The 26,939-nt window shown below is 62.1% G+C and carries 23 protein-coding genes; 20 read left to right on the top strand and 3 right to left on the bottom strand.

Features of this window, described 5'->3' with window-relative positions:
* Nucleotides 1–114 precede the first annotated feature (114 nt).
* Complete coding sequence (locus tag OP496_RS02710; RefSeq protein WP_280561855.1) at nucleotides 115–1,494, top strand: L-serine ammonia-lyase; 1,380 nt, start codon at nucleotides 115–117, stop codon at nucleotides 1,492–1,494.
* 177 nt (nucleotides 1,495–1,671) lie between these two features.
* Nucleotides 1,672–2,409: a Crp/Fnr family transcriptional regulator gene (locus OP496_RS02705; protein ID WP_280561854.1), complete on the top strand. Its 738-nt coding sequence runs from the start codon at nucleotides 1,672–1,674 to the stop codon at nucleotides 2,407–2,409.
* Nucleotides 2,410–2,437: 28 nt separating this feature from the next.
* Here the strand turns inward: OP496_RS02705 and OP496_RS02700 are convergent, their stop codons facing one another.
* Nucleotides 2,438–3,322 (bottom strand): LysR family transcriptional regulator, encoded by an 885-nt coding sequence (locus tag OP496_RS02700; RefSeq protein WP_280561853.1) that lies wholly within the window; start codon nucleotides 3,320–3,322, stop codon nucleotides 2,438–2,440.
* A 146-nt stretch (nucleotides 3,323–3,468) separates the two neighbouring features.
* Between OP496_RS02700 and OP496_RS02695 the strand changes: the two genes are divergently transcribed.
* The 10 genes from OP496_RS02695 to OP496_RS02650 all read left to right on the top strand — a co-directional run bounded on the left by OP496_RS02695 (nucleotide 3,469) and on the right by OP496_RS02650 (nucleotide 16,301).
* Nucleotides 3,469–4,578, top strand: coding sequence for an S-(hydroxymethyl)glutathione dehydrogenase/class III alcohol dehydrogenase (locus tag OP496_RS02695; RefSeq protein ID WP_280561852.1), 1,110 nt, complete (start codon nucleotides 3,469–3,471; stop codon nucleotides 4,576–4,578).
* Between the two features lie 194 nt (nucleotides 4,579–4,772).
* Complete coding sequence (gene fghA, locus OP496_RS02690) at nucleotides 4,773–5,630, top strand: S-formylglutathione hydrolase (RefSeq protein ID WP_280561851.1); 858 nt, start codon at nucleotides 4,773–4,775, stop codon at nucleotides 5,628–5,630.
* A 268-nt stretch (nucleotides 5,631–5,898) separates the two neighbouring features.
* Nucleotides 5,899–7,026 carry a GlxA family transcriptional regulator gene (locus OP496_RS02685; protein ID WP_280561901.1) on the top strand — a complete coding sequence of 376 codons (1,128 nt, stop codon included), beginning with the start codon at nucleotides 5,899–5,901 and terminating at the stop codon, nucleotides 7,024–7,026.
* Nucleotides 7,027–7,218: 192 nt separating this feature from the next.
* Nucleotides 7,219–8,196, top strand: a complete 978-nt coding sequence (locus OP496_RS02680) for a dipeptidase (RefSeq protein WP_280561849.1) — start codon at nucleotides 7,219–7,221, stop codon at nucleotides 8,194–8,196.
* A gap of 182 nt (nucleotides 8,197–8,378) precedes the next feature.
* Nucleotides 8,379–8,924 carry a DUF5943 domain-containing protein gene (locus OP496_RS02675; RefSeq protein WP_280561848.1) on the top strand — a complete coding sequence of 182 codons (546 nt, stop codon included), beginning with the start codon at nucleotides 8,379–8,381 and terminating at the stop codon, nucleotides 8,922–8,924.
* Between the two features lie 10 nt (nucleotides 8,925–8,934).
* On the top strand, nucleotides 8,935–11,019 hold the full coding sequence (gene dgcA / locus OP496_RS02670) for a dimethylglycine demethylation protein DgcA (protein ID WP_280561847.1): 2,085 nt from the start codon (nucleotides 8,935–8,937) through the stop codon (nucleotides 11,017–11,019).
* A gap of 97 nt (nucleotides 11,020–11,116) precedes the next feature.
* Nucleotides 11,117–13,159: a (Fe-S)-binding protein gene (locus OP496_RS02665; RefSeq protein WP_280561845.1), complete on the top strand. Its 2,043-nt coding sequence runs from the start codon at nucleotides 11,117–11,119 to the stop codon at nucleotides 13,157–13,159.
* Nucleotides 13,156–14,424 carry an electron transfer flavoprotein subunit alpha/FixB family protein gene (locus OP496_RS02660; RefSeq protein ID WP_280561843.1) on the top strand — a complete coding sequence of 423 codons (1,269 nt, stop codon included), beginning with the start codon at nucleotides 13,156–13,158 and terminating at the stop codon, nucleotides 14,422–14,424. Before OP496_RS02665 ends, OP496_RS02660 begins: the two co-directional genes overlap by 4 nt.
* A complete protein-coding gene (locus OP496_RS02655; protein ID WP_280561841.1) occupies nucleotides 14,414–15,217 on the top strand; it encodes an electron transfer flavoprotein subunit beta in 804 nt (267 codons plus the stop codon). Before OP496_RS02660 ends, OP496_RS02655 begins: the two co-directional genes overlap by 11 nt.
* A 148-nt stretch (nucleotides 15,218–15,365) precedes the next feature.
* Nucleotides 15,366–16,301: an ABC transporter substrate-binding protein gene (locus OP496_RS02650; RefSeq protein WP_280561838.1), complete on the top strand. Its 936-nt coding sequence runs from the start codon at nucleotides 15,366–15,368 to the stop codon at nucleotides 16,299–16,301.
* Between the two features lie 26 nt (nucleotides 16,302–16,327).
* Here OP496_RS02650 and OP496_RS02645 read toward each other — a convergent pair whose 3' ends face one another.
* Together OP496_RS02645 and OP496_RS02640 are read right to left on the bottom strand one after the other, a co-directional pair.
* Complete coding sequence (locus OP496_RS02645) at nucleotides 16,328–17,149, bottom strand: alpha/beta hydrolase fold domain-containing protein (RefSeq protein WP_280561837.1); 822 nt, start codon at nucleotides 17,147–17,149, stop codon at nucleotides 16,328–16,330.
* A gap of 21 nt (nucleotides 17,150–17,170) precedes the next feature.
* A complete protein-coding gene (locus tag OP496_RS02640) occupies nucleotides 17,171–18,334 on the bottom strand; it encodes an MFS transporter (RefSeq protein WP_280561836.1) in 1,164 nt (387 codons plus the stop codon).
* A 269-nt stretch (nucleotides 18,335–18,603) separates the two neighbouring features.
* Here OP496_RS02640 and fdhA point away from each other — a divergent pair, with 269 nt between their 5' ends.
* From fdhA to OP496_RS02600, 8 genes are all read left to right on the top strand, one after another.
* Nucleotides 18,604–19,797, top strand: a complete 1,194-nt coding sequence (gene fdhA / locus OP496_RS02635) for a formaldehyde dehydrogenase, glutathione-independent (protein ID WP_280561835.1) — start codon at nucleotides 18,604–18,606, stop codon at nucleotides 19,795–19,797.
* Between the two features lie 93 nt (nucleotides 19,798–19,890).
* The gene (locus OP496_RS02630) at nucleotides 19,891–20,091 is read left to right on the top strand and encodes a hypothetical protein (protein WP_280561834.1); all 201 of its coding nucleotides are present in this window, start codon (nucleotides 19,891–19,893) and stop codon (nucleotides 20,089–20,091) included.
* Between the two features lie 141 nt (nucleotides 20,092–20,232).
* Nucleotides 20,233–21,483: a sarcosine oxidase subunit beta family protein gene (locus OP496_RS02625; RefSeq protein ID WP_280561833.1), complete on the top strand. Its 1,251-nt coding sequence runs from the start codon at nucleotides 20,233–20,235 to the stop codon at nucleotides 21,481–21,483.
* Nucleotides 21,484–21,495: 12 nt separating this feature from the next.
* On the top strand, nucleotides 21,496–21,906 hold the full coding sequence (locus OP496_RS02620; RefSeq protein ID WP_280561831.1) for a sarcosine oxidase subunit delta: 411 nt from the start codon (nucleotides 21,496–21,498) through the stop codon (nucleotides 21,904–21,906).
* The gene (locus OP496_RS02615; protein WP_280561830.1) at nucleotides 21,903–24,962 is read left to right on the top strand and encodes a sarcosine oxidase subunit alpha family protein; all 3,060 of its coding nucleotides are present in this window, start codon (nucleotides 21,903–21,905) and stop codon (nucleotides 24,960–24,962) included. Before OP496_RS02620 ends, OP496_RS02615 begins: the two co-directional genes overlap by 4 nt.
* A complete protein-coding gene (gene soxG, locus OP496_RS02610) occupies nucleotides 24,955–25,629 on the top strand; it encodes a sarcosine oxidase subunit gamma family protein (protein WP_280561828.1) in 675 nt (224 codons plus the stop codon). The genes OP496_RS02615 and soxG overlap by 8 nt, the downstream gene beginning before the upstream one ends.
* Nucleotides 25,616–26,482 carry a formyltetrahydrofolate deformylase gene (purU, locus tag OP496_RS02605; protein WP_280561827.1) on the top strand — a complete coding sequence of 289 codons (867 nt, stop codon included), beginning with the start codon at nucleotides 25,616–25,618 and terminating at the stop codon, nucleotides 26,480–26,482. Before soxG ends, purU begins: the two co-directional genes overlap by 14 nt.
* Nucleotides 26,483–26,634: 152 nt before the next feature.
* Nucleotides 26,635–26,883, top strand: coding sequence for a hypothetical protein (locus OP496_RS02600; RefSeq protein WP_280561826.1), 249 nt, complete (start codon nucleotides 26,635–26,637; stop codon nucleotides 26,881–26,883).
* Nucleotides 26,884–26,939: the final 56 nt, after the last annotated feature.

Raw genomic sequence — 26,939 nt, 5'->3', positions numbered from 1 at the left:
CGAATTATTCTCCGTTGCCCGGCATCCAGGCTGCCTTCAAGCTAAAGTCAAATCGAGCTGCTAACAAGTTCGTTTAGTAATTTTGATGCATAAAGACTGTTCGAGGTGTCATGCATGGCAATCAGTGTGTTCGATCTGTTTAAAGTGGGAATTGGACCGTCCAGTTCGCATACGGTCGGCCCCATGCGTGCGGCCTGTGACTTCATCGATGAGCTGCGCTCGCATGATTGGCTGACACGTGTCACTCGCATCGAAGTGCATCTCCATGGCTCGTTGTGCGCTACTGGCAAAGGGCATGGTACCGATCAGGCAGTGATCATGGGGCTCATGGGCGAGCGCCCTGCATGCATCGATCCGGAGATAGTCCCCGCCTGCATGGAAGAACTGCGCGAATCGCAGACCTTGCTGCTTGCCGGTCAGCAGCCGATCTCATTTCCCTGGGCACGCGACATGCAGTGGCATGAAGAGTCGCTTGCCTATCATCCCAATGCGTTGCGCCTTATAGCCCATGCTCACGGCGAAGAGCTGTATCGCAATACCTATTACTCCGTGGGCGGCGGTTTCGTCGTCGACGAGTCGCAGGCCGCCAACGGTGCACTGGATACCGATACCACCACGTTACCTTACGATTTCGCAACTGCGGAAGAACTGCTCATGCTGTGCCGCACGCATGGGCTACGCATCAGCGAGCTGATGCTCGAAAACGAGAAAGCCTGGTGCGACGAAGCAAACGTTCGTGACGCGCTGTGGCGTATCTGGGAGGCAATGAAGGCCTGCGTTGACAATGGCTTGCGCCATGATGGCGTGCTACCCGGTGGTTTCAATGTCAAACGCCGAGCCAGCACGCTACATCGGCGCCTGCAGGCGGCCAGCGACAACACCAGCGTGATCGCCTCGACCTTTTCAGCGATGGATTGGGTCAATGTCTTCGCCCTGGCCGTCAATGAGGAAAACGCTGCCGGTGGGCGCATGGTGACTGCGCCGACCAACGGTGCGGCGGGCATCGTGCCGGCGGTATTGCACTATTACATGCAGTTTCAGCCGGATGCCTGTGAACGCGATGTCGTCGACTTCCTGCTCGCGGCCGGCGCGATTGGCATCCTGTGCAAGAAGAATGCCTCGATTTCCGGCGCCGAGGTGGGTTGCCAAGGCGAGGTCGGCTCGGCCTGCGCGATGGCTGCCGCCGGGTTGGCCGAGGTAATGGGTGGCACGCCCGCGCAGGTCGAGAACGCCGCCGAGATTGGACTCGAGCACAACTTGGGCTTGACCTGCGACCCTATCGGCGGACTAGTACAGGTGCCATGCATCGAGCGCAACGCCATCGCTTCGGTGAAGGCGATCAACGCCGCGCAGATGGCGCTGGGGGGCGACGGTGAACATTTCGTTTCCCTCGACCGAGTCATTCGTACCATGCGCGATACCGGCGCCGACATGCAGGATAAGTACAAGGAAACTTCGCGTGGTGGCCTGGCGGTGAATGCCATCGAATGCTGACACTGAATCGTTCGATCAACCCTTTGGGGCGCCCGTGTGGCGCCTTTTTTTTTGATTCGGGATCGCACCGTGCGGTCTTCTATGGTTTTATTCCCTCGCAACATAGTGCGCATAGTGTTGCCGGGATAGGCTCGGCAGCCCGTTCAGGACTCCGAAGAAACAGAAAGAAGGTCGCTCATGAGCGAGACAGATAGCTGTATCATCCGCCATTTCCGGCATTACGCGGATCTTACCGAGAGTGACGAGGCGCTGTTGGACTCGCTCGAACGAGAGCCGCGTGAGGTCGAACGCGGCGAGGCGCTATGGCAAACCGACGATCCGGCAGGGCGTTTCTGCACGCTCTCCAAGGGGTGGGCGTATTCCTTCCGCGATATGGAGGACGGCTCGCGTCAGATTCTCGAGATATTGCTTCCGGGGGACGTCATCGGCCTGCGCGAATTCGCTTTTCAAGAGCGCCTCTCCGGGGTAATGATGATCGACGACGGCGTCGTCTGTGATTTTCCTCACCGACGCCTGATCGAGGTGTTTCGCGAATCCTTTACGCTGTCGATGATCTTCTTCGCCGTGTCTTCGCAACAGCAGGCCTTGTTGACAGAGCGTCTGATCAATCTGGCACGACGCAGCGCGCGCCAGAAGCTGGCCCACCTGATTTACGAGATGTACATGCGTTTGCAGCGCACCATGCCATACGCCACGCGGCGTTTTCGCCTGCCGCTGTCGCAACAGCAACTGGGCGATGCGCTGGGCCTCACCTCGGTACATGTCAGCCGGACATTGAGCGGGTTCCGCGAGGATGGACTGCTGATTCGAGAGCGCCAGTGGGTCGAATTGCTCGATCCCGATGCCTTGGCGCATGAAGCCGAATTCGCCGGGCGGTATCTGCGTGATGGGCTATGGCCTACCTCGGGAGAATGAGCCACGAGGCTGTCGCGAGGGGTGCGAGTCAGGCTTGTAGCGTGTCCGACAGTCGCGCGACCAGGAAGTCGACGAACTGACGCACCTTGGGCGAGAGATGCCGGTGACGCGGATAGATTGCCCACACTGCAGTGTCGGTGAACTGATAGGCATCCAGCACCGACACTAGCTGTCCCTGCGCCAAGTGCGGCGCCACGTAGTAGTCCGGCAATTGCGCCAGTCCCAGGCCTTTCAATACCGCATCGAGCAGTGCCGGCCCGGAATTGGCGCGCCAGCGGCCCTCGATACGTATTTCCCGGCGCTGGCCGTTGACCTCGAACAGCCAGCTATCGCGAGAACCGCGCAGGCAGTTGTGATGGGGTAACTCGGCCAATGAATGTGGCGGTGCAGCGCGCTCGAAGTATTCGCGCGCGCCGACGACGTATTCGCGACGCTCGCATAACCGTCGCGCGATCAAGCTCGAGTCACGCAGCACGCCCATGCGGATAGCAACGTCGAACCCTTCCTCGATCAACTCGACCTGGCGGTTGGTGAAGTGCATGTCGACTTCGAGCTGCGGGTGCAAACGCTGGAAATCGTTGACCAGCGGGGCGATGTAGCGCTCGCCGAAGGTGGTGGCACAGGTCAGTCGCAATGTGCCCTTGGGTCGCGACTGGAAGTCGACGATGGCTTCCTCTGCCTCGCGAAAGCCATCGAATAAATGGCGGCAATGCCGATAGTAGAGAGCGCCAGCGTCGGTGAGACGCGTCTGGCGCGTGGTGCGGTACAAGAGCGTCGTGCCGAGTTGACTCTCGAGCTGCCCAATCGAGCGGCTCACGTACGAGGTGGAAACCTTCAAATGCCGCGCAGCGGCGGAAAACGTGCCCAAGCGGGCGACTTCGATGAAAGCCTCTATGCGATCCCAGCGCTGCATTGTTGCTCCACGGCAATAATGTTGTGACGTCGTAAGCATTTATCCAAGCGCGCCAACTGCCTAGACTGGTGGGGTTAACCACGCGCGCCTAGACTGCCTTTGCTGGCGCATCGGGCGCCGCCATGATCGACGAAGGAGAATGCCTGATGAAATCACGCGCCGCCATCGCTTGGGAAGCTGGCAAACCGCTGGAGATTGCCGAGATCGACGTCGAAGGGCCCAAAGCCGGCGAGGTACTGGTTCAGATCAAGGCAACCAGCGTTTGCCATACTGACGCTTTTACTCTCTCCGGAGCCGATCCGGAAGGCAACTTTCCGGCGGTGCTGGGTCATGAAGGGGGAGGTGTTGTCCAGGAAGTCGGCGAGGGTGTCACCAGCCTCAAGCCCGGCGATCACGTCATTCCGCTGTATACCGCCGAGTGCGGTCAGTGCAAGTTCTGCCTCTCCGGCAAGACCAATCTGTGCAGTTCGGTCCGTGCCACCCAGGGCAAGGGCGTGATGCCCGACGGCACCTCGCGCTTTTCCAAGGACGGCCAGTCGCTGCACCACTACATGGGCTGCTCGACGTTCAGCGAATATACCGTGCTGCCCGAGGTCTCGCTGGCCAAGGTGTCCTCCGAGGCGCCGCTGGACAAGATCTGCCTGCTGGGCTGTGGCGTCACCACTGGCATCGGCGCGGTGATGAACACCGCCAAGGTCGAGCCGGGCGCTACTGTCGCCGTGTTCGGCCTCGGCGCCATCGGCCTGGCGGTCATCCAGGGTGCGCAGATGGCCAAGGCAAGCCGGATCATCGCCATCGACGTCAATCCTGACAAGTTCGACCTGGCGCGTCAGTTCGGTGCCACCGAGTTCGTCAATCCCAAGGACTACTCGGACCCCATTCAGCAGGTGATCGTCGACCTGACCGATGGTGGCGTCGATTATTCTTTTGAGTGCATCGGCAACGTCAACGTCATGCGCAGCGCACTGGAGTGCTGCCACAAGGGCTGGGGCGAATCGATCATCATCGGCGTCGCCGGGGCCGGAGAGGAGATTGCCACGCGGCCGTTCCAACTGGTGACCGGGCGCGTCTGGAAAGGCTCTGCCTTCGGTGGCGTCAAGGGCCGTAGCGAACTGCCGGGTTACGTCGACGACTACATGAATGGCAAGCTCAAGATCGATGAGTTCGTCACTCAGGACATGGCGTTCGAGGAGATCAACGAGGCGTTCGAGTTGCTGCACGCCGGCAAGAGCATTCGTACCGTGCTGCATTTTTGACACGCGCCCGAAGCTGCGCGAAAAGCATCTGATTTATCGCGCCCGATGCCGCACGAAAGGCGCTTGATACGCGCTCGGGATTGAGCCATCGCGCCTGATGTTGCGCGAAGAGCGTCTGATATACGCTCGGGCGCGTGCCGATGTCGTTCCATCCGCCGGCGGCTTGATGCTGCCGGTTTCTCAGGGAGAGTACCATGACCATATCCGAATCGCTGGAGCTGGTCTCCGCCACCAAGTCGTTCGGCGGTTGGCTGAAGCGCTACAAGCACCACTCGCGTGCGCTCGATTGCGAGATGATCTTCGCCATTTATCTGCCGCCCCAGGCGGAAACCGACAAGGTACCGCTGTTGTGGTGGCTCTCGGGGCTGACCTGCAACGACGAGAACTTCATGCAGAAGGCCGGCGCGCAACGTGTGGCCGCCGAGCTGGGCATGGCCATCATTTGTCCGGACACCAGTCCGCGCGGCACCGACCTCCCCGGTGAGCACGATAGTTATGACTTCGGCTCCGGCGCGAGCTTCTACGTCAATGCCAATCAGGCGCCGTGGTCCAAGCACTATCGTATGTACGACTATGTTACCGAGGAGCTGCCCTCGGTGGCGCGTCAACATTTCCCGCTCAACGGGCGGGAAGCCATCAGCGGACATTCCATGGGCGGTCATGGCGCGCTGGTGTTGGCCTTGCGCCAACCTGGGCGTTATTCTTCAGTCTCGGCGTTCGCTCCGGTGGTCAATCCCATTGTCTCGCCTTGGGGGCAGAAGGCCTTCACCGCCTATCTCGGCGAGGATCATGGCAAATGGACGCAATACGACGCCTGCGAACTGATCGCCAAGGGCGCATCGCGCCAGCCGCTGTTCATCGATCAGGGCGAGGCGGATAACTTCCTCGACGAACAACTCATGCCCGAGCGCATCGAGGCTACCTGTGAGAAGCACGACCATCCGCTGACCCTGCGCCGTCAGCCGGGTTACGATCATAGCTATTTCTTCATCGCGACCTTCATCGAAGAGCATCTGCGCTATCACGCCGAGCGTCTGCAGCGAAAGCGTTAGTGGCAGAGCGGTGTCAAGGCCGATAGCCTGCTAGGTGCCGTGCTGGACCCATGCCCCGCCCAGGCGATGAACTGGCGCGGGGCATTTTCTTGAAAACGTCATAGGGATGTCGTTTTTGATAGCATGAGATGACGCTTTTAGATACGTTGAAGGGGCGTCATCTCGTCACACTCAAGACGTAGAAACCAATTTCCGACAATGACAATACACCCCTGGTGAAGCACTACCAGTGGCTCCGAACGTGACCCGAGGAGAACCGCTGATGGCCATGACGAGCGATCGTCCCGCGCCGCCTACCGCCCCCGATGCGCCGCTGCGTTTGGGTTTCTTGTTAATGGATAATTTCACGCTGATCTCGTTGGCCTCGGCAGTAGAGCCGTTGCGTATGGCCAATCAGTTGGCGGGGCGTGAACTTTACCAGTGGACCACGTTGAGCCCGGACGGAGAGGCGGTACGGGCCAGCGATGGATTGCTGATCACGCCCGATAACGGCATGCACGAGCCGTTGGCACTCGACATGGTGTTCGTGTGTGGCGGCGTCGGCATCCAGCGTCATGTCACACGTGAACATGTGCTGTGGCTGCAGGCGCAGGCGCGCCAGTCGCGACGCATCGGCGCGCTGTGTACCGGCAGTTGGGCACTGGCCAAGGCGGGGCTGCTCGATGGCTACGAATGCAGCATTCACTGGGAATTCCAGGCCGCTGCCCAGGAAGCTTACCCAAGCGCTACGCTGACCACCCGTTTGTTCTCCATCGACCGCGACCGCGCCACGGCTTCTGGCGGGACCGCGCCGTTGGACATGATGCTGACGCTGATCGCCCGTGATCATGGCCGCGAGCTCTCGGCGGCGATCTCCGACATGTTCATTTGCGATCGCATGCGTGGCGAGCAAGACCAGCAGCGTGTGCCGCTGCGGCATGTACTGGGCACCAGCCAGCCCAAGCTGCTCGAGATCGTGTCGCTGATGGAGGCTAACCTGGAAGAGCCCATTGCCCTTGATGAACTGGCGAACTACGTCAACGTCTCGCGTCGCCAACTCGAGCGCCTCTTCCAGAAATATCTGAGTTGCTCGCCGTCGCGCTATTACCTCAAGCTGCGTCTGACCCGTGCCCGACAACTGCTGCGCCAGACCTCGATGTCGATTATCGAAATCGCCTCGGTTTGCGGGTTCGTTTCCACACCGCATTTTTCCAAGTGCTATCGAGAATACTTCGGCACGCCGCCGCGTGACGAACGCTTGACGCGTCTGGCGAGCGCCAGCGTGACGCTGACGCCCGCCAACCTCGCTGCGGGCAATGAAGACGATGCTTATGTCGCGTCCCGTGCCTCCAGTGCGATGCAGGCCCTGGCTCAGGCGCAGGGCGAGCCCACCTACGCGAGTGTGCATTTGGGGTAGCGCGTATTCGCGCTATTCATGCGGCCGAGGTACCGCTTCCAACGAGGCCGTCCGATCATCGGGCGGCCTCGTTGCGTTAATACCGATGACAAGGCGTGACGCATTTGGAATTTTCCTCGTCGCTTCCAAGCGTCGACGGTCTCGGGGACGGGGCTAAGCTGGCCGCATGACACCATCCCCGGAGCGATACTCATGACCGCGCAAGCACTGCACGACGACGCCATCGTCATCGATGGCCTGGTCATCGCCAAATGGAACCGCGAACTACTTGAAGACATGCGCCGGGGCGGTTTGACCGCTGCCAATTGCACCGTCTCGGTATGGGAAGGGTTTCAGGCCACCGTCGATAATATCGTCCAGACTAACGCACTACTTGCAGCGTGCGATGATCTGGTGAGGCCCGTGCGCACCACCGCCGATATCACCCGCGCCAAGGAAGAAGGCAAGACCGGCATTATCTACGGTTTCCAGAACGCCCACGCCTTCGAGGATCAGATCGGCTACGTAGAGGTCTTCAAGCGCCTCGGCGTGGGTATCGTGCAAATGTGCTACAACACCCAGAATCTGGTCGGCACCGGCTGTTACGAGCGCGACGGCGGTCTTTCCGGATTCGGTCGCGAGATCGTCGCCGAAATGAATCGTGTGGGTGTGATGTGCGACTTGTCCCACGTTGGCGAGACCACCTCTCGTGAAGTTATCGAGACGTCCGAGAAGCCGGTCTGCTACTCCCATTGCCTACCGTCCGGCCTCAAGGAACACCCGCGCAACAAGTCCGATGCCGAGTTGCGCTTCATCGCCGAGCATGGCGGTTTCGTCGGCGTGACCATGTTTACTCCCTTCCTGCGCGCCGGTGTCGACGCCACTGTCGATGACTACGTCGAAGCCATCGAATACGTGATGAACATCGTCGGAGAGGACGCCATCGGGATCGGCACCGATTTCACCCAGGGGCAGGATCAAGCCTTCTTCGAGTGGCTCACCCACGACAAGGGCTATGCCCGGCGCCTGACCAACTTCGGCACCATCATCAATCCCGAGGGTATTCGCACCATCGGCGAGTTCGGCAACCTCACCGAAGCGCTCTTGCGACGCGGGATGAGCGAGCGACAGGTGCGCAAGGTCATGGGTGAGAACTGGATGCGAGTGCTCAAGGACGTATGGGGCGAATAAAGAGCGGAGAGGGAAGAAAGAAGAAATAAGAGGGAAGACGTAAGTAGAGAAGTGAAACTATGCGTTTATCTTCCATCTTAAGGCGCGTAGCGCCGTACTTCCTTCTTCTAGCCGCGCAGCGGCGCTTACTTCTAGCTCCTGTTGCCACGGCACTGCAAGTTTCAAAAACGAGGAATACGACCGTGACCAAGATGCCTCCCGAACTGCCCATCGAAGTGGATAGCGAGACCGGCGTGTGGACCACCGATGCGCTCCCCATGCTCTACGTACCGCGCCATTTCTTTATCAACAATCACGTCGCCGTAGAGCAGGCGCTGGGTATCGAGACCTATGCCGAGATTCTCTACCAGGCCGGCTACAAGAGCGCCTGGCACTGGTGCGAAAAGGAAGCCGAATGCCATGGCCTGGAAGGTGTGGATGTCTTTGAACATTACATGAAGCGACTCTCTCAACGCGGCTGGGGACGCTTTTTCACCGAGGCCTTCGATCTCGATGCGGGCCGTGCCCGTGTACGCCTGGAAGACAGCGCCTTCGTCTATCAACAGGGCAAGGTCGGCCACAAGGTGGATTACATGTTCACCGGCTGGTTCGCCGGGGCGATGGATCAGATTCTCGCCGCGCATGGTAGTGATCTGCGTACCATCGCCGAGCAGACCCAAAGCGCCGCCGAGCCGGGCTGCGATGTCGGCTACTTCCAGGTCACGCCCCGTTCCCCAATCGACGGCTGAGGTTTTCACGATGGCATTCGACGCACTTTTCCAACCCATCGAGATCGGCAAGCTGACCATTCGCAACCGCGTGGTCAGCACCGCTCATGCCGAGGTCCATGCCACCGATGGCGGCATGACCACCGATCGCTACGTCAAATACTACGAAGAAAAGGCCAAGGGCGGCGTGGGTCTTTCTATCTGCGGCGGCTCGTCGCCGGTGTCGATCGACAGCCCCCAGCCCTGGTGGAGTTCGGTGAACCTGACCACCGACCGCATCATTCCGCATTTCCAGAACCTCTCGGCTGCCGTTCACAAGCACGGCGGCAAGATCATGATCCAGATCACCCACATGGGGCGTCGCTCGCGGTGGGATGGTCACGATTGGCCGGTGCTGCTATCGCCCTCGGGGATTCGTGAGCCGGTGCACCGTTCGACGTGCAAGACTATCGAAGAAGAAGACATCTGGCGGGTCATCGACGATTTCGCTCAGGGCGCGCGGCGCGCAAAAGAAGGCGGTCTGGATGGCGTCGAGCTTTCCGCCGTACACCAGCACCTGATCGACCAGTTCTGGAGTCCGCGCGTTAACAAGCGTACCGATGAATGGGGCGGTAGCTTCGAGGGCCGCATGCGCTTCGGCATGGAAGTGCTCAAGGCGGTACGTGCCGAGGTCGGCGACGATTTCGTGGTCGGCATGCGCATCTGTGGCGACGAGTTTCACCCGGATGGTTTGACTCACGACGATATGAAGGATATCGCCGCCTACTACGATGCCACCGGCCAGGTCGACTTCTTCGGTGTAGTGGGGTCGGGCTGCGATACTCACGACACCCTGGCCAACGTGATTCCCAACATGGCCTATCCGCCGGAGCCGTTCCTGCATCTGGCGGCGGGTATCAAGGAGGTGGTCGGCGCGCCGGTGATCCATGCTCAGAACATCAAGGATCCCACCCAGGCCAACCGTATTCTCGAAGGCGGCCACGTCGACATGGTGGGCATGACCCGGGCGCATATCGCCGACCCGCACCTGATCGCCAAGGTCCAGATGGGGCAGACCGACCGGATCAAGCAGTGCGTGGGTGCCAATTACTGCATCGATCGCCAGTATCAGGGCCTCGACGTGTTGTGCATCCAGAACGCGGCGACTTCCCGCGAGCACATGGGGATGCCGCACGAGATCGAGAAAAGCGCCGGCCCCCAACGGCAGGTGGTGGTCGTAGGCGGTGGCCCGGGTGGCATGGAAGCGGCACGCGTCGCCGCCGAGCGTGGCCATTCCGTCACGTTGTTCGAAGGTGCCGAAGCGTTGGGAGGGCAAATTACGCTGGCCGCCAAGGCGCCGCAGCGCGATCAGATTGCCGGCATTACGCGCTGGTTTCAGCTCGAGCTGACGAGGCTCAAGGTCGATGTCCGCCTGGGTGTGCACGCCGACGAGGCGACGATCGATGACCTGCGTCCCGACATCGTTCTCCTCGCCACCGGTGGTCAGCCGTTTCTGACCCAGATCCCGGAATGGGGCTATACACAAGATCGCGACGAAAGCTTGGTCGTCAGTGCCTGGGATGTCCTCGGCGGTGACGTGGCGCCGGGCAAGAACGTGCTGGTTTACGATACTCTCTGTGAATTCACCGGGGTCTCGGTGGCCGACTATCTGGCCGAAAAGGGCGCTCAGGTGGAGATCGTCACCGATGACACCAAGCCCGGGAGCGCGGTTGGTGGTACGACCTTTCCCACCTACTACCGTAGCCTCTACGAGAAGGAGGTCATCATGACCTCGGACCTGGCGCTGCATAAGGTCTATCGCGAGGACGCATCGCTGGTAGCGGTACTGGAGAACGAATACACCGGCGTCCAGGAAGAGCGCGTGGTTGATCAGGTGGTGGTCGAAAATGGCGTGCGCCCGGATGAATCGCTTTATTACGCGCTCAAGGAACGCTCGCGCAATCACGGTCAACTCGATCTCGAAGCGCTCTACGCCGCCGCGCCGCAACCCAGCCTGGCAACGCTAGACGACGACGCACAATCTGGCTTCCTGCTGTTCCGAGTGGGCGACTGCACGGCGCCGCGCAATACGCACGCGGCGATCTACGATGCCCTGCGGATCTGCAAGGATTTCTGAAGACGCTTCGCGTCAGCCACGAGCTTCGGGCAACGAGCTGCGAGCAACACTGTAGCCCGGAGCCCGCAGCTCGTAGCCCCAAAGTGAGGTGGTTAATATGCTCGATATCCTCTTGCCGATACTGCTCTTCGCTGCCTTGGCGGTAGCTGCGCTCGGTGCCTGGCGGCGTGTGCGCCTGTGGCGCCGGGGACGAGCATCGCAGGTATCTATCTTCCGCGGCCTGGCCGCGATGCCGCGCCGTTATCTGGTCGACCTGCACCATGTGGTGGCTCGCGACAAGGTGATGGCCAATACTCACGTGGCTACTGCCGGTGGTTTCGTCGCCGCCATGGGGCTGGCGATTGTCGTCCACGGACTGGGCCTCGCCGAGGGCATATTAGGCTGGCTGCTGCTGGCGGCCAGCGCGATCATGTTCGCGGGTAGCCTGTTCGTCGTCCGACGGCGGCGTAACCCACCGGCACGCTTGTCGAAAGGGCCGTGGATGCGCTTGCCCAAGAGCCTGATGGCTTTTTCGCTGGGCATCTTCGCGGTCACCCTGCCGGCGTTGGGTATACTGCCCGACGCCGCGGGTAGCTGGCTGATCGCACTGGTGCTGGCCGCCGTGGTGGCCTGGGGCCTGGCGGAATTGGTGGTAGGAATGACCTGGGGCGGGCCGATGAAGCATGCCTTCGCCGGCGCCTTGCATCTGGCCTTTCATCGCCGTCCCGAGCGCTTTTCCGATACGCAACACGGTGGATATCCCTCCACCAGCCTCAAGTCGCTCGATCTCGACGATACCGAGGCGCCATTGGGTGTCGGCCAGCCCACCGATTTCACTTGGAACCAACTTTTGGGCTTCGATGCCTGTGTGCAATGCGGGCGCTGCGAAGCGGTCTGCCCGGCCTTCGCTGCGGGCCAGCCGCTCAATCCCAAGAAATTGATTCAGGACATGGTAGTGGGCATGGCCGGGGGGAGCGATGCCCAATATGCCGGCAGCTCCCACCCTTCTCAAGAGGCTGGGGACCGCTCGGTGGGTGAACACCAAGGCTCACCGCATGGTCCCATCGTCGCGCCGGCTTCCACCAAAGACGGCAAGGCGCTGGTCGATGCCGAGACGCTGTGGTCCTGCACCACCTGCCGGGCTTGCGTCGAGGAATGCCCGATGATGATCGAGCATGTCGATGCCATCGTCGACATGCGCCGCCATCTGACCCTTGAAGAAGGCGCGACGCCTGGTAAAGGCGCCGAGGTGATCGACAACCTGATCGCCACCGACAATCCCGGCGGTTTCGATCCCGGTGGACGACTCAACTGGGCGGCGGATCTCGAACTACCGTTGATGGCCGACGTCGAGCGCGCCGAGGTGTTGCTGTGGTTGGGTGACGGCGTCTTCGATATGCGCAATCAACGCACGCTGCGCGCCCTGGTCAAGGTGTTGCGCGCTGCCGACGTCGATTTCGCCGTACTCGGCAATGAAGAGCGTGACAGTGGTGATGTGGCGCGTCGTCTCGGGGATGAGGCAACCTTCCAGTCGCTGGCGCGGCGCAACATCGCCACGCTGTCCCAGTATCGCTTCGACTGTGTCGTTACCTGCGATCCGCACAGCTTCCACGTGCTCAAGAACGAATACGGTGCCTTCTATCCAGAAGGACAGGACGCTGACTACCCGGTCTGGCATCACAGCACCTTCATCAATCAGTTGATCGAGGCTGGTCGGTTGCGACTGGCGCCGGGCCAAGCGGCGCGCGTGACTTATCACGACCCTTGCTACCTGGGCCGCTACAACGGTGAATACGAAGCCCCCCGCGCGGTGCTGCAAGCGCTGGGCGTCGAGCTGGTCGAAATGCAACGTTCGGGCTATCGCTCACGTTGCTGCGGCGGTGGTGGCGGGGCGTCGGTCACCGATGTTCCCGGCAAGCAACGCATCCCTGACATGCGCATGAATGATGTGCGCGAGACCCAGGCCGAGCAGGTGGTAGTGGGCTGTCCGCAATGCACGGCCATGTTCGAAGGTGTCGTCCCGCCAACAGGCGACGAAGAAGTCGCGGTCAAGGATATCGCCGAGATGGTCGTCGCCGCACTGGATAGCACGCCGGCGGCGACATCATCTGCGCCGCGTGATGCCTCGACTGCGCAGGTCACAGAGGAGGTCATGTCATGAGCGATCTTCCGCGTCGCGATCCACGCCAGGAATGGATCGCCCGCAATCGTCTGCATCCACGCCATGCTGAAGTGCTGCTGGCGGCGGGTCAGGGCGCGGCCAGCGAATGGTGGGGCCCTGGCGGTCTCGTACGCAGAAATCCACATGCGGTGGGGTTCGTCGGTCCCAATGGCGTGAGACGTATCGACCGCAGCGGCACACAGCAGGGCGCGGGTGGCGGCGGTGCGGCGACATCGCCTGCCGAGCGCAAGCCGTTGATCGAGATTGAGGCGCCGGACTTCATGGTCGCCGTGGTACCGGACATGGCCGGCGGTCGCCTGAGCGGACATGACCGTGACCTACTCGGCCTGGCGCGTCAGCTCGCCGATGCCGATCAGGCAGCCCGGGGCGCGGTAGTGGCCGTGGTGTTCGGTCCCCATAAGGAGTCGAGCTTCGGTGAGGCGGGTATCGATCGCCTGCTGCATCTCGATTCACCGGAGGTCGCAGGCTATGCCCCCGAGGCGCGTTTGGGAGCGCTGGTCATGGCCGAGGAGGCCTGGGCACCACGCCATTGGCTGCTGCCGGACTCCAAACTGGGCGGCGGAGAACTGGGAAGACGCTTGGCAGTGCGTCTCGGCGAGCGACCGGCGACAGGCGTCTGGCAGGTCGAAGCGGACGCCGAGGTGGCCACGGGTTGGCATTGCACAGCGCGGGGTGCGGCCGGATCGCTGGACATTCGGCGCCCCTTGCCGCGTCTCGCCCTGGCCCTGGCCGAATGTGCCGAGCCGGTCAGCGAAACGCGTCACACCGCTGCCGAACTGGCCTTGCCTCAGCCGTTGCCGTCGACCTTGTCGCGCATTCAGGATCTCGGCCAGGTGAGTGTCGACCCGTCAGGCGTGGCGCTTTCCGAGGCGGAATTCATTCTCTCTGCCGGCAATGGCGTCAAGGATTGGCAAGGGTTTCACCATGCTGCCGAGGTGTTGGGGGCCACCAAGGGCGCCTCACGCGTGGCGGTGGATGATGGTTTCATGGCCCGTGACCGTCAGGTGGGCGCCACCGGCACCTGGGTGACGGCGCGGGTCTATGTGGCCGTGGGTATCAGCGGCGCCATCCAGCATCTGCAGGGTATTCAGACCTGCGACAAGGTGGTAGCGATCAACATGGATCCCGGTTGCGACATGATCAAGCGCGCCGATCTTGCGGTAATCGGGGACTCGACTCAAATACTCGAGGCGTTGGTCACCTTGGTGGCTCAGGCACGAGAGGAGAAACGCGATGCAGCCTGAATCGGCCATGACGCCAGAACTCGAAGTGACGGTGCTGGTTTCCGTCGGCCGCCACCCGCTAACGGGAAGGGCGCGGCGTGCCGACCAGGATGCTCGGGGCGTGGAACTGGCGCGCTCCCTGGCGGATGCCCAGGTACGTTTGTTACATGCCGGCCTGCGGGATGAAAGTAGCGAAGCGGCATTACGCGGCTATCTGGGCATGGGCTTCACCGAGCTGGCGCTGCTTGAGCAGCCCGAGAGCGCCGATATACTCCCTGCGCTTGCCGAGGCTCTGGATGCGACGTCGCCGCATCTGGTGATCGCCGGTGAACGTGCCGAGCGAGGCGAAGGGTCGGGCCTGTTGCCTTATCTGTTAGCAGAGCGCCTTGGTTGGCCTCTGATAAGCGGTCTGGCGGCGGTGGAAAGCGTCGAGGACGGCATGGCGACCTTGCTGCAGGCCTTGCCGCGAGGTCAGCGGCGGCGACTCAAGGTCCGCCTGCCCGTCATCGTCACCGTCGACGATGCAGCCCCCACGCCGCGCCAGAGCGCCTATGGGCCGGCGCGACGCGGCGCGTTCGAAGCGACGGCAGGACCGGTGAGCGATGATGAAGAGTGGGCTGCATGGCAAGTGCAACCCGCGCGCCAGCGTCCCAAACGCCTCAAGATCGTCAAGGCCGCCTCGGCACGAGACCGCTTCAAGGCCGCCGCTGCCAAGGCCGAAGGCGGCGGCGGGCAGGTGCTGACGGACGTGACCCCGACCCAGGGCGCTGAGGCGATCCTGACGCTACTGCGCGAAGAAGACGTGTTGCGTTGAGGCTCGCATCGCTCCAGTAGGGTGGCGCCAGGCGTCGATGCAAGTTCATGTTAGACGCTTGGCGTGTATTTTTTGTCGTTTTATGGCAATAGTTCATCATTAAGTTGCGCAGAGTAAGAGGGTTACTAGTAACCAATGGAGTCCTCTTATGCGCAAGATGCCATTTCGCCATTCGCTTGCCTTGTTGCCGTTGGCGTGGATCGCTGCCGGACCGGTGCAAGCTGATCTCGATACCGTACGCTTCGGTGTACCGCCGTGGCCGGGGGTGACGGTCAAGTCGGAGGTTGCGTCGCAACTTCTTGAGGCGATGGGATATCACACCGAGCAAAGCGAGTTGGCGGTTGGCGTCATCCTCAATGGTCTGACCAGCGACGATCTCGACGTCTATCTTGGTGGCTGGTACCCCATTGAGGAAGAAATGGTCGAGCCGCTGGTGGCCGACGATAAAGTGGTCAAGCTTACCAAGAACATCGACGATGCCAATTCGGGGCTGGTGGTGCCGGAATACGTCCACGAAGCGGGCGTCGATAGTGTCGCCGATCTCGCCCAGTACCGGGAACGTTTCGATGGCGAGATACAAGGCATCGAGGCAGGTACAGGCATCAACGATGCGATTCTGGCGGCCATCGACGACGATAAAGTGGGGCTCGGTGACTGGGATCTGCGAGAGAGTTCGACCTCGGCGATGCTCGCCTACGCCGACCAGCGCATCGCCAATCAGGAGTGGGTGACGTTCGTCGGTTGGGAGCCGCACTGGATGAACGTCAGCTACGATCTTTATTACCTCAAGGACGATAACGATAGTGGTGTCGCCGAGATCAAGAGCACGGTCTGGACCGTGGTGCCGCCCGAGCTTCAAGCGGAGGATGCCAATCTCTATCGTTTCCTGTCGCAGTATCGGATCTCGATCGAGGATCAGAACGACTGGATCTACGAGTACAGTCATGAGGAACGTCCCGCCGACGAAGTCGCCAGCGAGTGGATCCGCAACCACTACGATACCGTAGCCCAGTGGCTCGAAGGCGTGACCACCAAGGCGGGCGAGCCGGCCATCGATGCAGTCAAGGCACAACTGGGAAGTTGACGGTCGGGCGAGATGACAGGTAAGGCCTAGGCGTCGTCCAGGCGCGCCCGCAGCGCCTGACAGAAATCCTGCCAGGCGGCGGTCATGTCGGGCAGCTCGGCGTGGCCGTGCAGTGCCGAATGCACCATGTTTGGCGCGCAGCGGTAGCCGACCGAGGCACCGGCTGCACGCCAGCGTTCGATGGCCTGCTCCAGTGGCCGCGTCAGTGGGTCGTGCTCCACTGCCAATGCCTCGATGCGCATGGCGGGTGGGGCATGTGGGTCGAGCTTGGGCACGTCGTTAGCGGCCATCTCCCACAACGAGAGAATATCCGCGCACGAGAGCAGCGGGGCGTCCGGGCCCAGAGTCTCGGCTGTCGGCGTGCCCACCAGCGGATAAATCACGCCCAGGAGTCCTGACCACGGGCTAGTACCCGCGATGTCGAGTGCCAGGCGGCCGCCAGCGCTATCGCCGAGCACGGCGACGGGCGCGAGCGCTGCCACCACCATGTGGCAATCGTCCAGTGCCTCAGCGTAGTGCGCCTCCGGCAGCAAGCGGTAGTCGACGCTGACGACCTCGCGTTCGAGCCGCTCGGCGAGATCGGCGGTGATCCCGTGGTGGCTCTTCGCCGATCCCAGATTCCAACCACCGCCATGCATATAGACGATACACTCGCCCACGGTCTGTGCCGGCAGGAAGCGGCGTACGGCGACACCGGCCACAACGTCGTCGTTGACCTGCATGCCCTCCGGGTCGGTTGGGCGATATTCGGCATGCAAACGCTCGTAGATGCGCCGACGTTCGCCAAGCGGGGTATCGGCGTAATCGTCGATCAGCGCCAGGCGCCGAATGAACGACTCGATCTGCATTCGAAAGCTCCTTATCCCTGACTAGGGTTTCCTTTCCATGTGCTCGGGCAGGCCGCTGGCCAGGAAGATGCTGATTACACCGCCGCCCAGGGCGATCCACAGTGGCGCGGCGGGCGCCCAAAGCGCGGCGATCGGCCCCAGAAGCATCACGCCGAGAGCCGCCAGTGCGTTGGCCAGGCCCAGCGCCATGCCCGACCCCAGCGAGCGGTTCTCGGGCAGGATGTCCTGGGCAATGAGGATACCCAGCGGCAAGGTCGCGAACAGGCTGATGCCTAGCACGCCGAGCACGATCCACAGCCAGATGCCTTCGGCCAACAGGAAAGCCGTCAGCATGATGACCGAGACGCTCATGGCGACGATCAATACCGGGCGGCGACCGAAGCGATCCGAGAGCCGCCCGCCGCCGAGATTGCCGATCACACCAACGACCATCAGGACGGTGATGAAACTGGCGCCGGTGGTCAGGTCGCCGCCGCCCTGGGCCCACATCAGTGGCACATAGGTCACGACCGAGAGAATCATTAGCGAGCGTAGCGTGGAAAATGCCACCAGCCGCGATAACGGGCCGGCATGCAGACGCCAGGCGATGGGGGTGGCATCCGTGGCGCGTGGCGGCAGACGTGGCGCCCAGTGCAGCATGAACGGCAGCGTGACGAGCGCGGGCAGGGCGAGCAGCCACAGATACCCTAGGCCCCACTGCACTACCACCCAGCTCGCCAGGGCCGGCCATACGCCGCGTCCCACCTCGCCGCCGACCATGAAGATCGACATCGCGGTCCCCGGGCGCTCGCCACCCAGACGACGAATGCCGGCCAGTGCCTGGGGATGGAAGAAGGCGTTGGAGATTCCAATCAACAGCAGGGTGCCGAGCAGAGGCCAGAAACCCGAGGCGAAGCCTACCAGGGCGCCGCCCAGCGACGAACCGGCGAGCCCCAGGGCGACCATGACACGACCACCGACACGGTCGGCGAAAATTCCCACTAGTGGTTGCAGCGCCTGGCCCATCAACAAGGCCGCCATGATCGTACCCGCTAGTGCCACGGATAGATTGAGCGAGATCAAAATCGCTGGTAGTACGCCCGGTAGATAATTGGCGGCGCCGTCGTTGAGAAAATGCGCCCAGCTCATGCCGGTCAGGCGAGCAGGCTGGGAACGAGACGAGGTGGCGGCGGTCGAGGCCTCCATGGCGAACTCCGGTGGCGAATGGGTGGCAGATACGCTCCGGGGTAGGGCGTATTTCGATCATTGCTTGAATAGCACGCCCCTGGAGCCGGAACAAGTCGCGCTTATGGTAAGGGCGCGAACGATAAGCGAGGCTGCGGTTGGCATGGCAATGTCTCTTTTGAGCATGGCGATGACTCGCTGGGAACAGTACGCGCCAGCAAGAGGGCTATGGTCGAAGAGTGGCGTTGACGCCACGACGCCTCTCACTACGAAACCAAAGGATAATAGCCATGAGTGCAGCCAACCGCGGCGTGATCTACATGGGCGCCGGCCATGTAGAGGTCCAACCGATCCCTTTTCCCGAACTGGCGCTGGGCAATCGCAAATGCGAGCACGGCGTGATTCTCAAGGTCATCACCACTAATATCTGTGGCAGCGACCAGCACATGGTACGCGGACGTACCACCGCACCGAGCGGCATGGTACTCGGGCACGAAATCACCGGCGAAGTCGTCGAGTGCGGGCGTGACGTCGAGTTCATCGGCGTCGGCGATGTCGTTTCGGTGCCTTTCAACATCGCCTGCGGGCGTTGCCGCAACTGCAAGGAAGGCCAGACAAGTATCTGCCTCAACGTCAATCCCGCGCGTCCGGGTGCCGCCTATGGTTATGTCGACATGGGCGGCTGGGTCGGTGGCCAGACCGAATACGTCATGGTGCCCTATGCGGACTTCAATCTGTTGAAGTTCCCCGACCGCGATATCGCCATGGATAAGATCCGCGATCTGACGTTGCTATCCGATATCTTCCCCACCGGCTTTCACGGCTGCGCCACCGCCGGCGTCGGCCCTGGCAGCACCGTCTACATCGCCGGGGCCGGCCCGGTCGGCCTGGCCGCAGCGGTTTCCGCCCAACTACTGGGTGCCGCCTGCGTCATCGTCGGCGATATGAACCCGCAGCGTCTCGGTCAGGCCGAAAGCTTCGGCTGCGAGACCCTGGACCTGCGCCAGGACACGCCGATGGCCGATATGCTGGAACCTATCCTTGGCGCGCGCGAAGTGGACAGTGCGGTGGATGCAGTAGGCTTCGAGGCGCGCTGTCATGGCCATAACCACGCGCATGAGCAGCCCGCCACGGTGCTCAATGCCTGCATGGACGTCACCCGAGCTGGTGGCCAGATCGGCATCCCGGGACTGTACGTCACCGAAGACCCCGGCGCCGAGAGTCAGGAAGCCCAACATGGCAACCTCTCGATGCGTCTTGGCCAGGGCTGGGCCAAGTCCCACTCCTTTCATACCGGCCAGTGCCCGGTAATGAAGTACCACCGGCAGCTGATGCAGGCGATCCTGTTCGACAAGGTGAACATCGCCGATGCGGTCAATGTCGAGGTCATCTCCCTGGACGACGCGCCGCGCGGATATGCGGACTTCGACGGTGGCGTGGCCAAGAAATTCGTCATCGACCCGCACGGCAGCGTAGCCGCTTGAGCGGCATTGAATGGCCCCGGCACGAGACCGGGGCTAACATGCAACGAGGCGCCTGTCGCAAGACAGGCTGGCCAAACCCCGGGGCTGCTCTTGATGGCGCCCCGTCCCGCCGGAAAGCGCATTCGAATCCCATTGATGCAGCAAGGCATGGTGTTCGTGCCTTTCTGCTATCTGGAAGCGGCGGCCAATATCCTGACCAACTCGGCGATCGACCCTTTCGGCAAGATTCCCGAGTTCAAGTGTGCCGCCAGCCGTTTGCATCGCGGCGAGGTGTCGACGGAGCTTGATGGCTGATCCGAGTCGGTGTGTCGCAAACGCATCCGGCCGTGACGTTTGCAAGCACTCCATCCAAGGGGCGACAGGGCTACCATCGCGGCATGTAAAGACACGTCGTCGTGCCAGTCCAGAGCACGGGGGCCGCGGAGGGGAGAGGGTATGCAACGTTATTCAGGCTTCGGGCTCGTCAAGCACGCGCTGCGTCACCACGAGGGTTGGCAACGCCAATGGCGCAATCCTACGCCCAAGCCGCGCTACGCCGTGATCATCGTCGGCGGCGGGGGGCATGGCTTGGCGACCGCTTACTACCTGGCCAAGGAGCACGGCATCACCAATGTCGCGGTGGTGGAAAAGGGCTGGTTGGGTGGCGGCAATACCGCGCGCAACACGACCATCGTGCGCTCCAACTATCTATGGGATGAATCGGCGGCACTCTACGAGCATGCCATGAAGCATTGGGAGGGGCTCTCGCAGGAACTCAATTACAACGTCATGTTCTCCCAGCGTGGCGTGTTGAATCTGGGCCATACGCTGCAGGACATGCGTGATATTCAGCGCCGGGTCAATGCCAACCGCCTCAATGGCATCGATGGTGAAGTGCTCGACGCCGAGGGCGTTCAGTCGTTGGTGCCGATCATGGACTGCTCGAAGCGTGCTCGGTATCCGGTCATGGGCGCTTCCTGGCAACCACGTGCCGGCGTGGCTCGCCACGATGCCGTGGCCTGGGGCTACGCCCGCGCCGCCGACGCGCTGGGTGTCGATCTGTTGCAGAACACCGAAGTCACCGGCTTCAAGATTCGCGACGGGCAGATCCAGGGCGTGCACACCAATCGCGGCGACATCGAGGCCAAGACCGTTGGCTGCGTGACAGCGGGCAATTCCAGCGTGCTGGCGGGTATGGCCGGTCTCAATCTACCGCTGGAATCGCATCCATTGCAGGCATTGGTTTCCGAGCCGCTCAAGCCGGTGCTGGATACCGTGGTGATGTCCAATCACGTGCACGGCTATATCAACCAGTCGGATAAGGGCGATCTGGTCATCGGTGCGGGCATCGATGGCTACAACGGCTACGGTCAGCGGGGCAGCTATCCCACCGTCGAACATACCTTACAGGCCATCGTCGAGATGTTCCCGATCTTCTCCCGGGTACGCATGAACCGCCAGTGGGGCGGCATCGTCGATACCTGCCCGGATGCCTGTCCGATCCTTTCCAAGACGAAGATCAAGGGGCTCTACTTCAACTGTGGTTGGGGGACGGGCGGTTTCAAGGCGACGCCAGGATCGGGGCATGTGTTCGCCGCGAGTTTGGCCAAGGGCGAGATGCACCCCATCGCCGCGCCGTTTTCCATCGATCGTTTCCACAGCGGGGCGTTGATCGATGAGCATGGCGCCGCTGGCGTCGCGCACTAAGGGAGAGCCATCATGTTCCATATCTATTGCCCCTACTGCGAAGAATTGCGCGAGGAAGAGGAATTCCATCCCAAGGGCCAGGCGCACATCGCACGCCCCGAGGAGCCGGACACCTGCAGCGACGAGGAATGGGGCGATTATCTGTTCTTCCGCGACAATCCGCGCGGCATCCATCACGAGATGTGGCTGCACGCAGTGGGCTGCCGCAAGTTCTTCAACATCACGCGCAATACCGTGAGTTACGAGATCCTCGAAACCTACAAGATGGGCGAACAGCCGACGATCACCGCCGAGCATCTGGCGCGTGAGGAAAAAAACGCGCGTGAGGAAAAAACCAATAATGCGCAGGTTGCCGAAGGCGGCCAGCAGACCGTAGGTGCCAGCGACGCCGCCGTGGCGTCGGTCAAGGGAGCGCAGGCATGAGCCAGACAGCATCACAGCCCAACCGCCTGGCGCAAGGCGGCCAGGTCGATCGCACGCAGGCGTTGACTTTCACTTTCAACGGTCATACATACACCGGCCATCCCGGCGATACCCTGGCCTCGGCCTTGCTGGCCAATGGTGTGGATCTGGTCAATCGCAGCTTCAAGTACTCGCGCCCGCGCGGCATCGTCGCGTCCGGCGCGGAAGAGCCTAACGCGGTGGTCCAGTTGGGCGCGACGGAGGCGACTCAGGTGCCCAACGTACGGGCGACCCAGCAGGCGCTGTACGACGGCCTGGTTGCGCGTAGCACCAACGGTTGGCCTGACGCGCAGCGCGACATCATGCGCTGGATCGGCAAACTGGGCAGCCCGTTCATGCCGCCGGGGTTCTATTACAAGACCTTCATGGCACCGGCGTCGATGTGGATGACCTATGAAAAATTCATCCGCAAGACGGCCGGTCTGGGGCGCAGCCCGACACAGTCCGATCCAGATATCTACGATCACATGCATCGGCATTGCGACATGCTCATCGTCGGCGCTGGCCCCGCAGGCTTGAGCGCGGCGTTAACGGCGGCGCGTGCCGGGGCACGGGTGATCCTCGCCGACGAACAGGAGGCGATGGGCGGCTCGCTGCTCGATACGCGCGAGACACTGGACGATCAACCCGCCGCGCAATGGCTGAAGACGACACTGGCGGTGCTGGCGGAACACGACAACGTTACCTTGCTGCCGCGTACCACTGCGCATGGTTATCATGATCATCATTTCGTGACCCTCCACGAACGCCGCACCGAACACCTGGGCGATAGTGCCCCGTCCAAGGCCGGTTACCGCCAGCCGCGCTCACGGCTACACCGGGTACGCGCCGGGCAGGTGATCCTGGCGACCGGCACTCATGAGCGTCCGTTGGTGTATGCCAACAACGATGTCCCCGGCAATCTGCTGGCAGGGGCGGTGTCGACCTACATTCGCCGCTACGGCGTGGTGCCCGGCGAGAAGATGGTGCTTTCCACCAGCAACGACCACGCTTATCGCGCCGCATTGGATTGGCAGGAAGCTGGACGCGAAGTGGTCGCCATCGTCGATGCCCGCACAGCCCCGCAGGGCGATCTCGTTGCGCAAGCCAAAGCGGCAGGCATCCGTGTCATTACCGGCAGCGCCGTGCTCGAAGCCAAGGGGGCGCAGCGCGTCTCGGCGGCACGTGTGGCGGCCATCGACGTGGACGCCTTCAGGGTCACCGGAAAAGTCGAGACGCTTGAATGCGACACCATCGCCAGCTCCGGCGGCTACAGTCCGGTGATTCACCTGGCCTCGCATACCGGCGCGCGTCCGGTCTGGAGCGATGCCATCATCGGTTTCGTGCCTTCGACCGTGGCGGGTGTCGCCGCGAGTGGTGGCGCGCGTGGCGTTTATCCACTGGATGAGGTGCTGGCGGACGGCGTCGAGGCCGGCGTTAACGCGGCCACGGCACTGGGATTCGATGTCACCGTTGACGATGCGGACCTGCCGCAGGTCGCGTCGCGCCATGAGGGCCCGGTCTGCGCGCTGTTCCAAGTGCCACATGAGAAAGCGACGCTGCGTGCACCCAAGCAGTTCGTCGATCTGCAGAATGACGTTACTGCTTCCGCCATCGAAGTGGCGACGCTCGAAGGGTTCGAATCCATCGAGCACGTCAAGCGCTACACCGCCATGGGCTTCGGTACCGACCAGGGCAAACTGGGTAATATCAATGGCATGGCGGTCACCGCGCGCTGCCTGGGGCAGAGCATTCCCGAAACCGGTACCACGGTATTCAGGCCCAACTACACGCCGGTGACCTTCGGTGCCGTGGTCGGTCGTCACTGCCGCGAGCTCTTCGACCCCGAGCGCTACACGCCGATGCAGGCCTGGCATGTCGCCCGAGGCGCCGAGTTTGAGGACGTCGGCCAGTGGAAGCGCCCTTGGTACTATCCACGCAAGCGCGCCGATGGCGGGCTCGAAAGCATCGGGGAAGCGGTTGCCCGCGAATGCCGCGCGGTCCGCGAGGGCGTGGGCATTCTCGACGCCTCGACGCTGGGCAAGATCGATATTCAGGGGCCGGATGCCCGCGAGTTCCTGGGCCGCATCTATACCAACAAGTGGCAGAAGCTGGCGCCTGGTCGCGTGCGCTACGGACTGATGTGCGGCGACGACGGCATGGTGATGGATGACGGCACCACCAGCTGCCTGGCCGACAATCACTTCCTGATGACCACCACCACTGGCAATGCCGCGCCGGTGCTGGAATGGCTCGAACTCTGGCACCAGACCGAATGGCCAGAACTCGATGTGTATTTCAACTCGGTTACCGATCACTGGGCGACGATGACCGTGACCGGCCCCGAGGCGCGCAAGCTGCTCACCGACTTGACCGATATCGACCTCGATCGTGAGGCGTTCAAGTTCATGGACTGGCGCGAGGGGCACGTAGCTGGCGTACCTGCGCGGGTGTTCCGTATCTCCTTCACCGGGGAACTGGCCTTCGAGATCAACGTCCAGGCGCATTACGCCATGCACGTCTGGGAGGCGTTGTTCGCACGCGGCGAGGCCTTCGATCTGACCCCCTATGGCACGGAAACCATGCACGTCCTGCGCGCCGAAAAGGGCTTCATCATCGTCGGCCAGGACACCGATGGTTCAGTGACGCCCGAGGATCTCGGCATGCACTGGGCTATCGGCTACGACAAGTCGTTCCCGTGGGTTGGCAAGCGGGCGCTGACGCGTGCCGATACGCGCCGCGAAGGGCGCAAGCAGCTCGTCGGCCTCAAACCCAAGGATGCGAGCGTGGTGCTGGAAGAAGGCGCCCAGCTCGTCTTCGAGCCAAATCACGCCATTCCCATGCCCATGGTGGGCCATGTCACCTCCAGCTATTACAGCCCCACGCTGGAAAGCGGCTTCGCGCTGGCGGTGGTCAAGGGCGGGCATCAACGCATGGGCGAGAGCGTTTACTTGCCCATGGTCGATGGCCGTGTGCATGAAGCCGAAATCGTCAGCACCCAATTCGTCGATCCCAAGGGAGAGCGCCAGCATGTCTAACTCGGTCCATGTCTACGACGCCCGCGCCGATCACGCTACCGTTACCGCCGAGTCGCCGCTGGCGTATTCCTTCCAGCGCAGCGGTATGCCCGCGCCCGGAGACGCGTCTGGAGAGGAAAGCCGTGCGGTGATTGGCGAACGAGCATTCCTGGGGCATCTCATCCTGCGCGGCGGAGCCATCGTGCTCGACGAGGCATTGCGCGAGGTGCTCGGTATCGGCCTGCCCGGGCGTCCCAATTCGCTCACCGTGGACGCCGATGGTCAGCGCTCCGTGCAATGGTTATCGCCCGATGAATGGTTGCTGATCGTCCCCGGCGACGAGACCTTCGGTCTCGAGACGCGGCTGCGTGCACATCTTGGCGGGGCGCATGTCGCCATCGTCGACGTCAGCGCGGGGCAGACGCTGATCGAGCTCTCCGGGGAGGCGGCGCACGAAGTCCTGATGAAGTCGACGGTCTATGATGTCGACCCGCATACGTTCACGGTGGGCAAGGGCGTGACCACGCTCTTCGCCAAGACCAGCGTCATTCTACGTCGCCCGGACGCGTCGCGCTGGGAGCTCATCGTACGGCGCAGCTTCGCCGACTACGTGTATCGCTGGCTGCTGGATGCCGGCGAGGAATATGGCATTGGTGTCGCTCGAGAAAGCCGCCATGAGCCGCAGTGACGATACCTGGATCATCGCTGCGCAGTGCCCCAGCCGCCTGGGCACCGTGGATGTCGTGACCCGCTTCCTCAAGGAGCGCGAGTGCTACATCACCGAACAGCAGTCATTCGATGACCGCCTGGGCGAGCGATTCTTCATCCGTACCGAATTTCGGCCTCTGGCCTCCGATTTCGATGCCGAGGCCTTCCAGGCCGACTTCGCGACCCGGGCCTTCGAGTTCGAGATGGATTTCGAACTGACCCCGCCCGAGCGTCGCACGCCGGTGGTGATCATGGTCTCCAAGGCGGATCATTGCCTGCACGACCTGCTGTATCGCTATCGTACCGGGCAGTTGCCGTTGGATATTCGCGCGGTGATCTCCAATCACCCCGATCTCGAATCCTTGGTAGCCGGACATGGACTGCCATACCACCATTTTCCGGTCACGCCCGAAACCAAGGCGGCGCAGGAAGCTCGCGTCCTCGAGGTGATCGAAACCACCGGCGCCGAGCTTGTGATCCTGGCGCGCTACATGCAGGTACTTTCCAGTGAGATGTGCGCGCGTCTAAGCGGGCGCGCGATCAATATCCATCACTCGCTATTGCCGGGATTCAAGGGCGCCAAACCGTATCATCAGGCCTATGAAAAAGGCGTCAAACTGGTCGGTGCCACCGCGCACTACATCAACGACGATCTCGACGAAGGCCCGATCATCACCCAAGGCGTGGAGCCGGTCAGTCATGCCGATTATCCCGAGGACCTGGTGGCCAAGGGGAAAGACATCGAATGCTTGACCCTGGCGCGGGCGGTATCGCTTCATCTGGAGCGCAGGGTGTTTTTGCATGCCAAGCGCACCGTGGTGTTCAAGCGCTGACGATGCGGGGGCGGGCATTTTGCCACCGCTCTCCTAAACTTTGATAACGCCGGTGGCGATAGGCGTTCACGACAGTGATTGCCCACAACACCACCATCGCGGTCGCGGCCGGTGACACATACCGGCGTGCCGTCACTCGAGGAGGGTAAGACATGATGCTCGCGGAACTGATCGACGGCGACGACTTTCGTCAACGCCTGCAAGCGCTGGGCGTGCGCATCCCCGACGGTGCTTGCCCCGAAACCTGTGCCCGCATGGCGGCATGCAAGCACAACGAAGTCGGCGTAGAAGGCTTGCCCGAAGCCATTCACGACATGCTGCAGCACAGCGATGAAATGCTGCCGTCGGTACGCCAGGCAATCGACACCCACCTACTGCCTCGCCTGCGAGCGAACGAATAAATAAAGCAACCAACGTCCACCGCCGCGCCGGTATCGGCGCGGCGGTGGTGTACATT

This window comes from Chromohalobacter sp. 48-RD10 (genome assembly GCF_029889785.1).
Taxonomy (GTDB): domain Bacteria; phylum Pseudomonadota; class Gammaproteobacteria; order Pseudomonadales; family Halomonadaceae; genus Chromohalobacter.
This window is presented reverse-complemented; position numbering and strand designations above follow the sequence as displayed.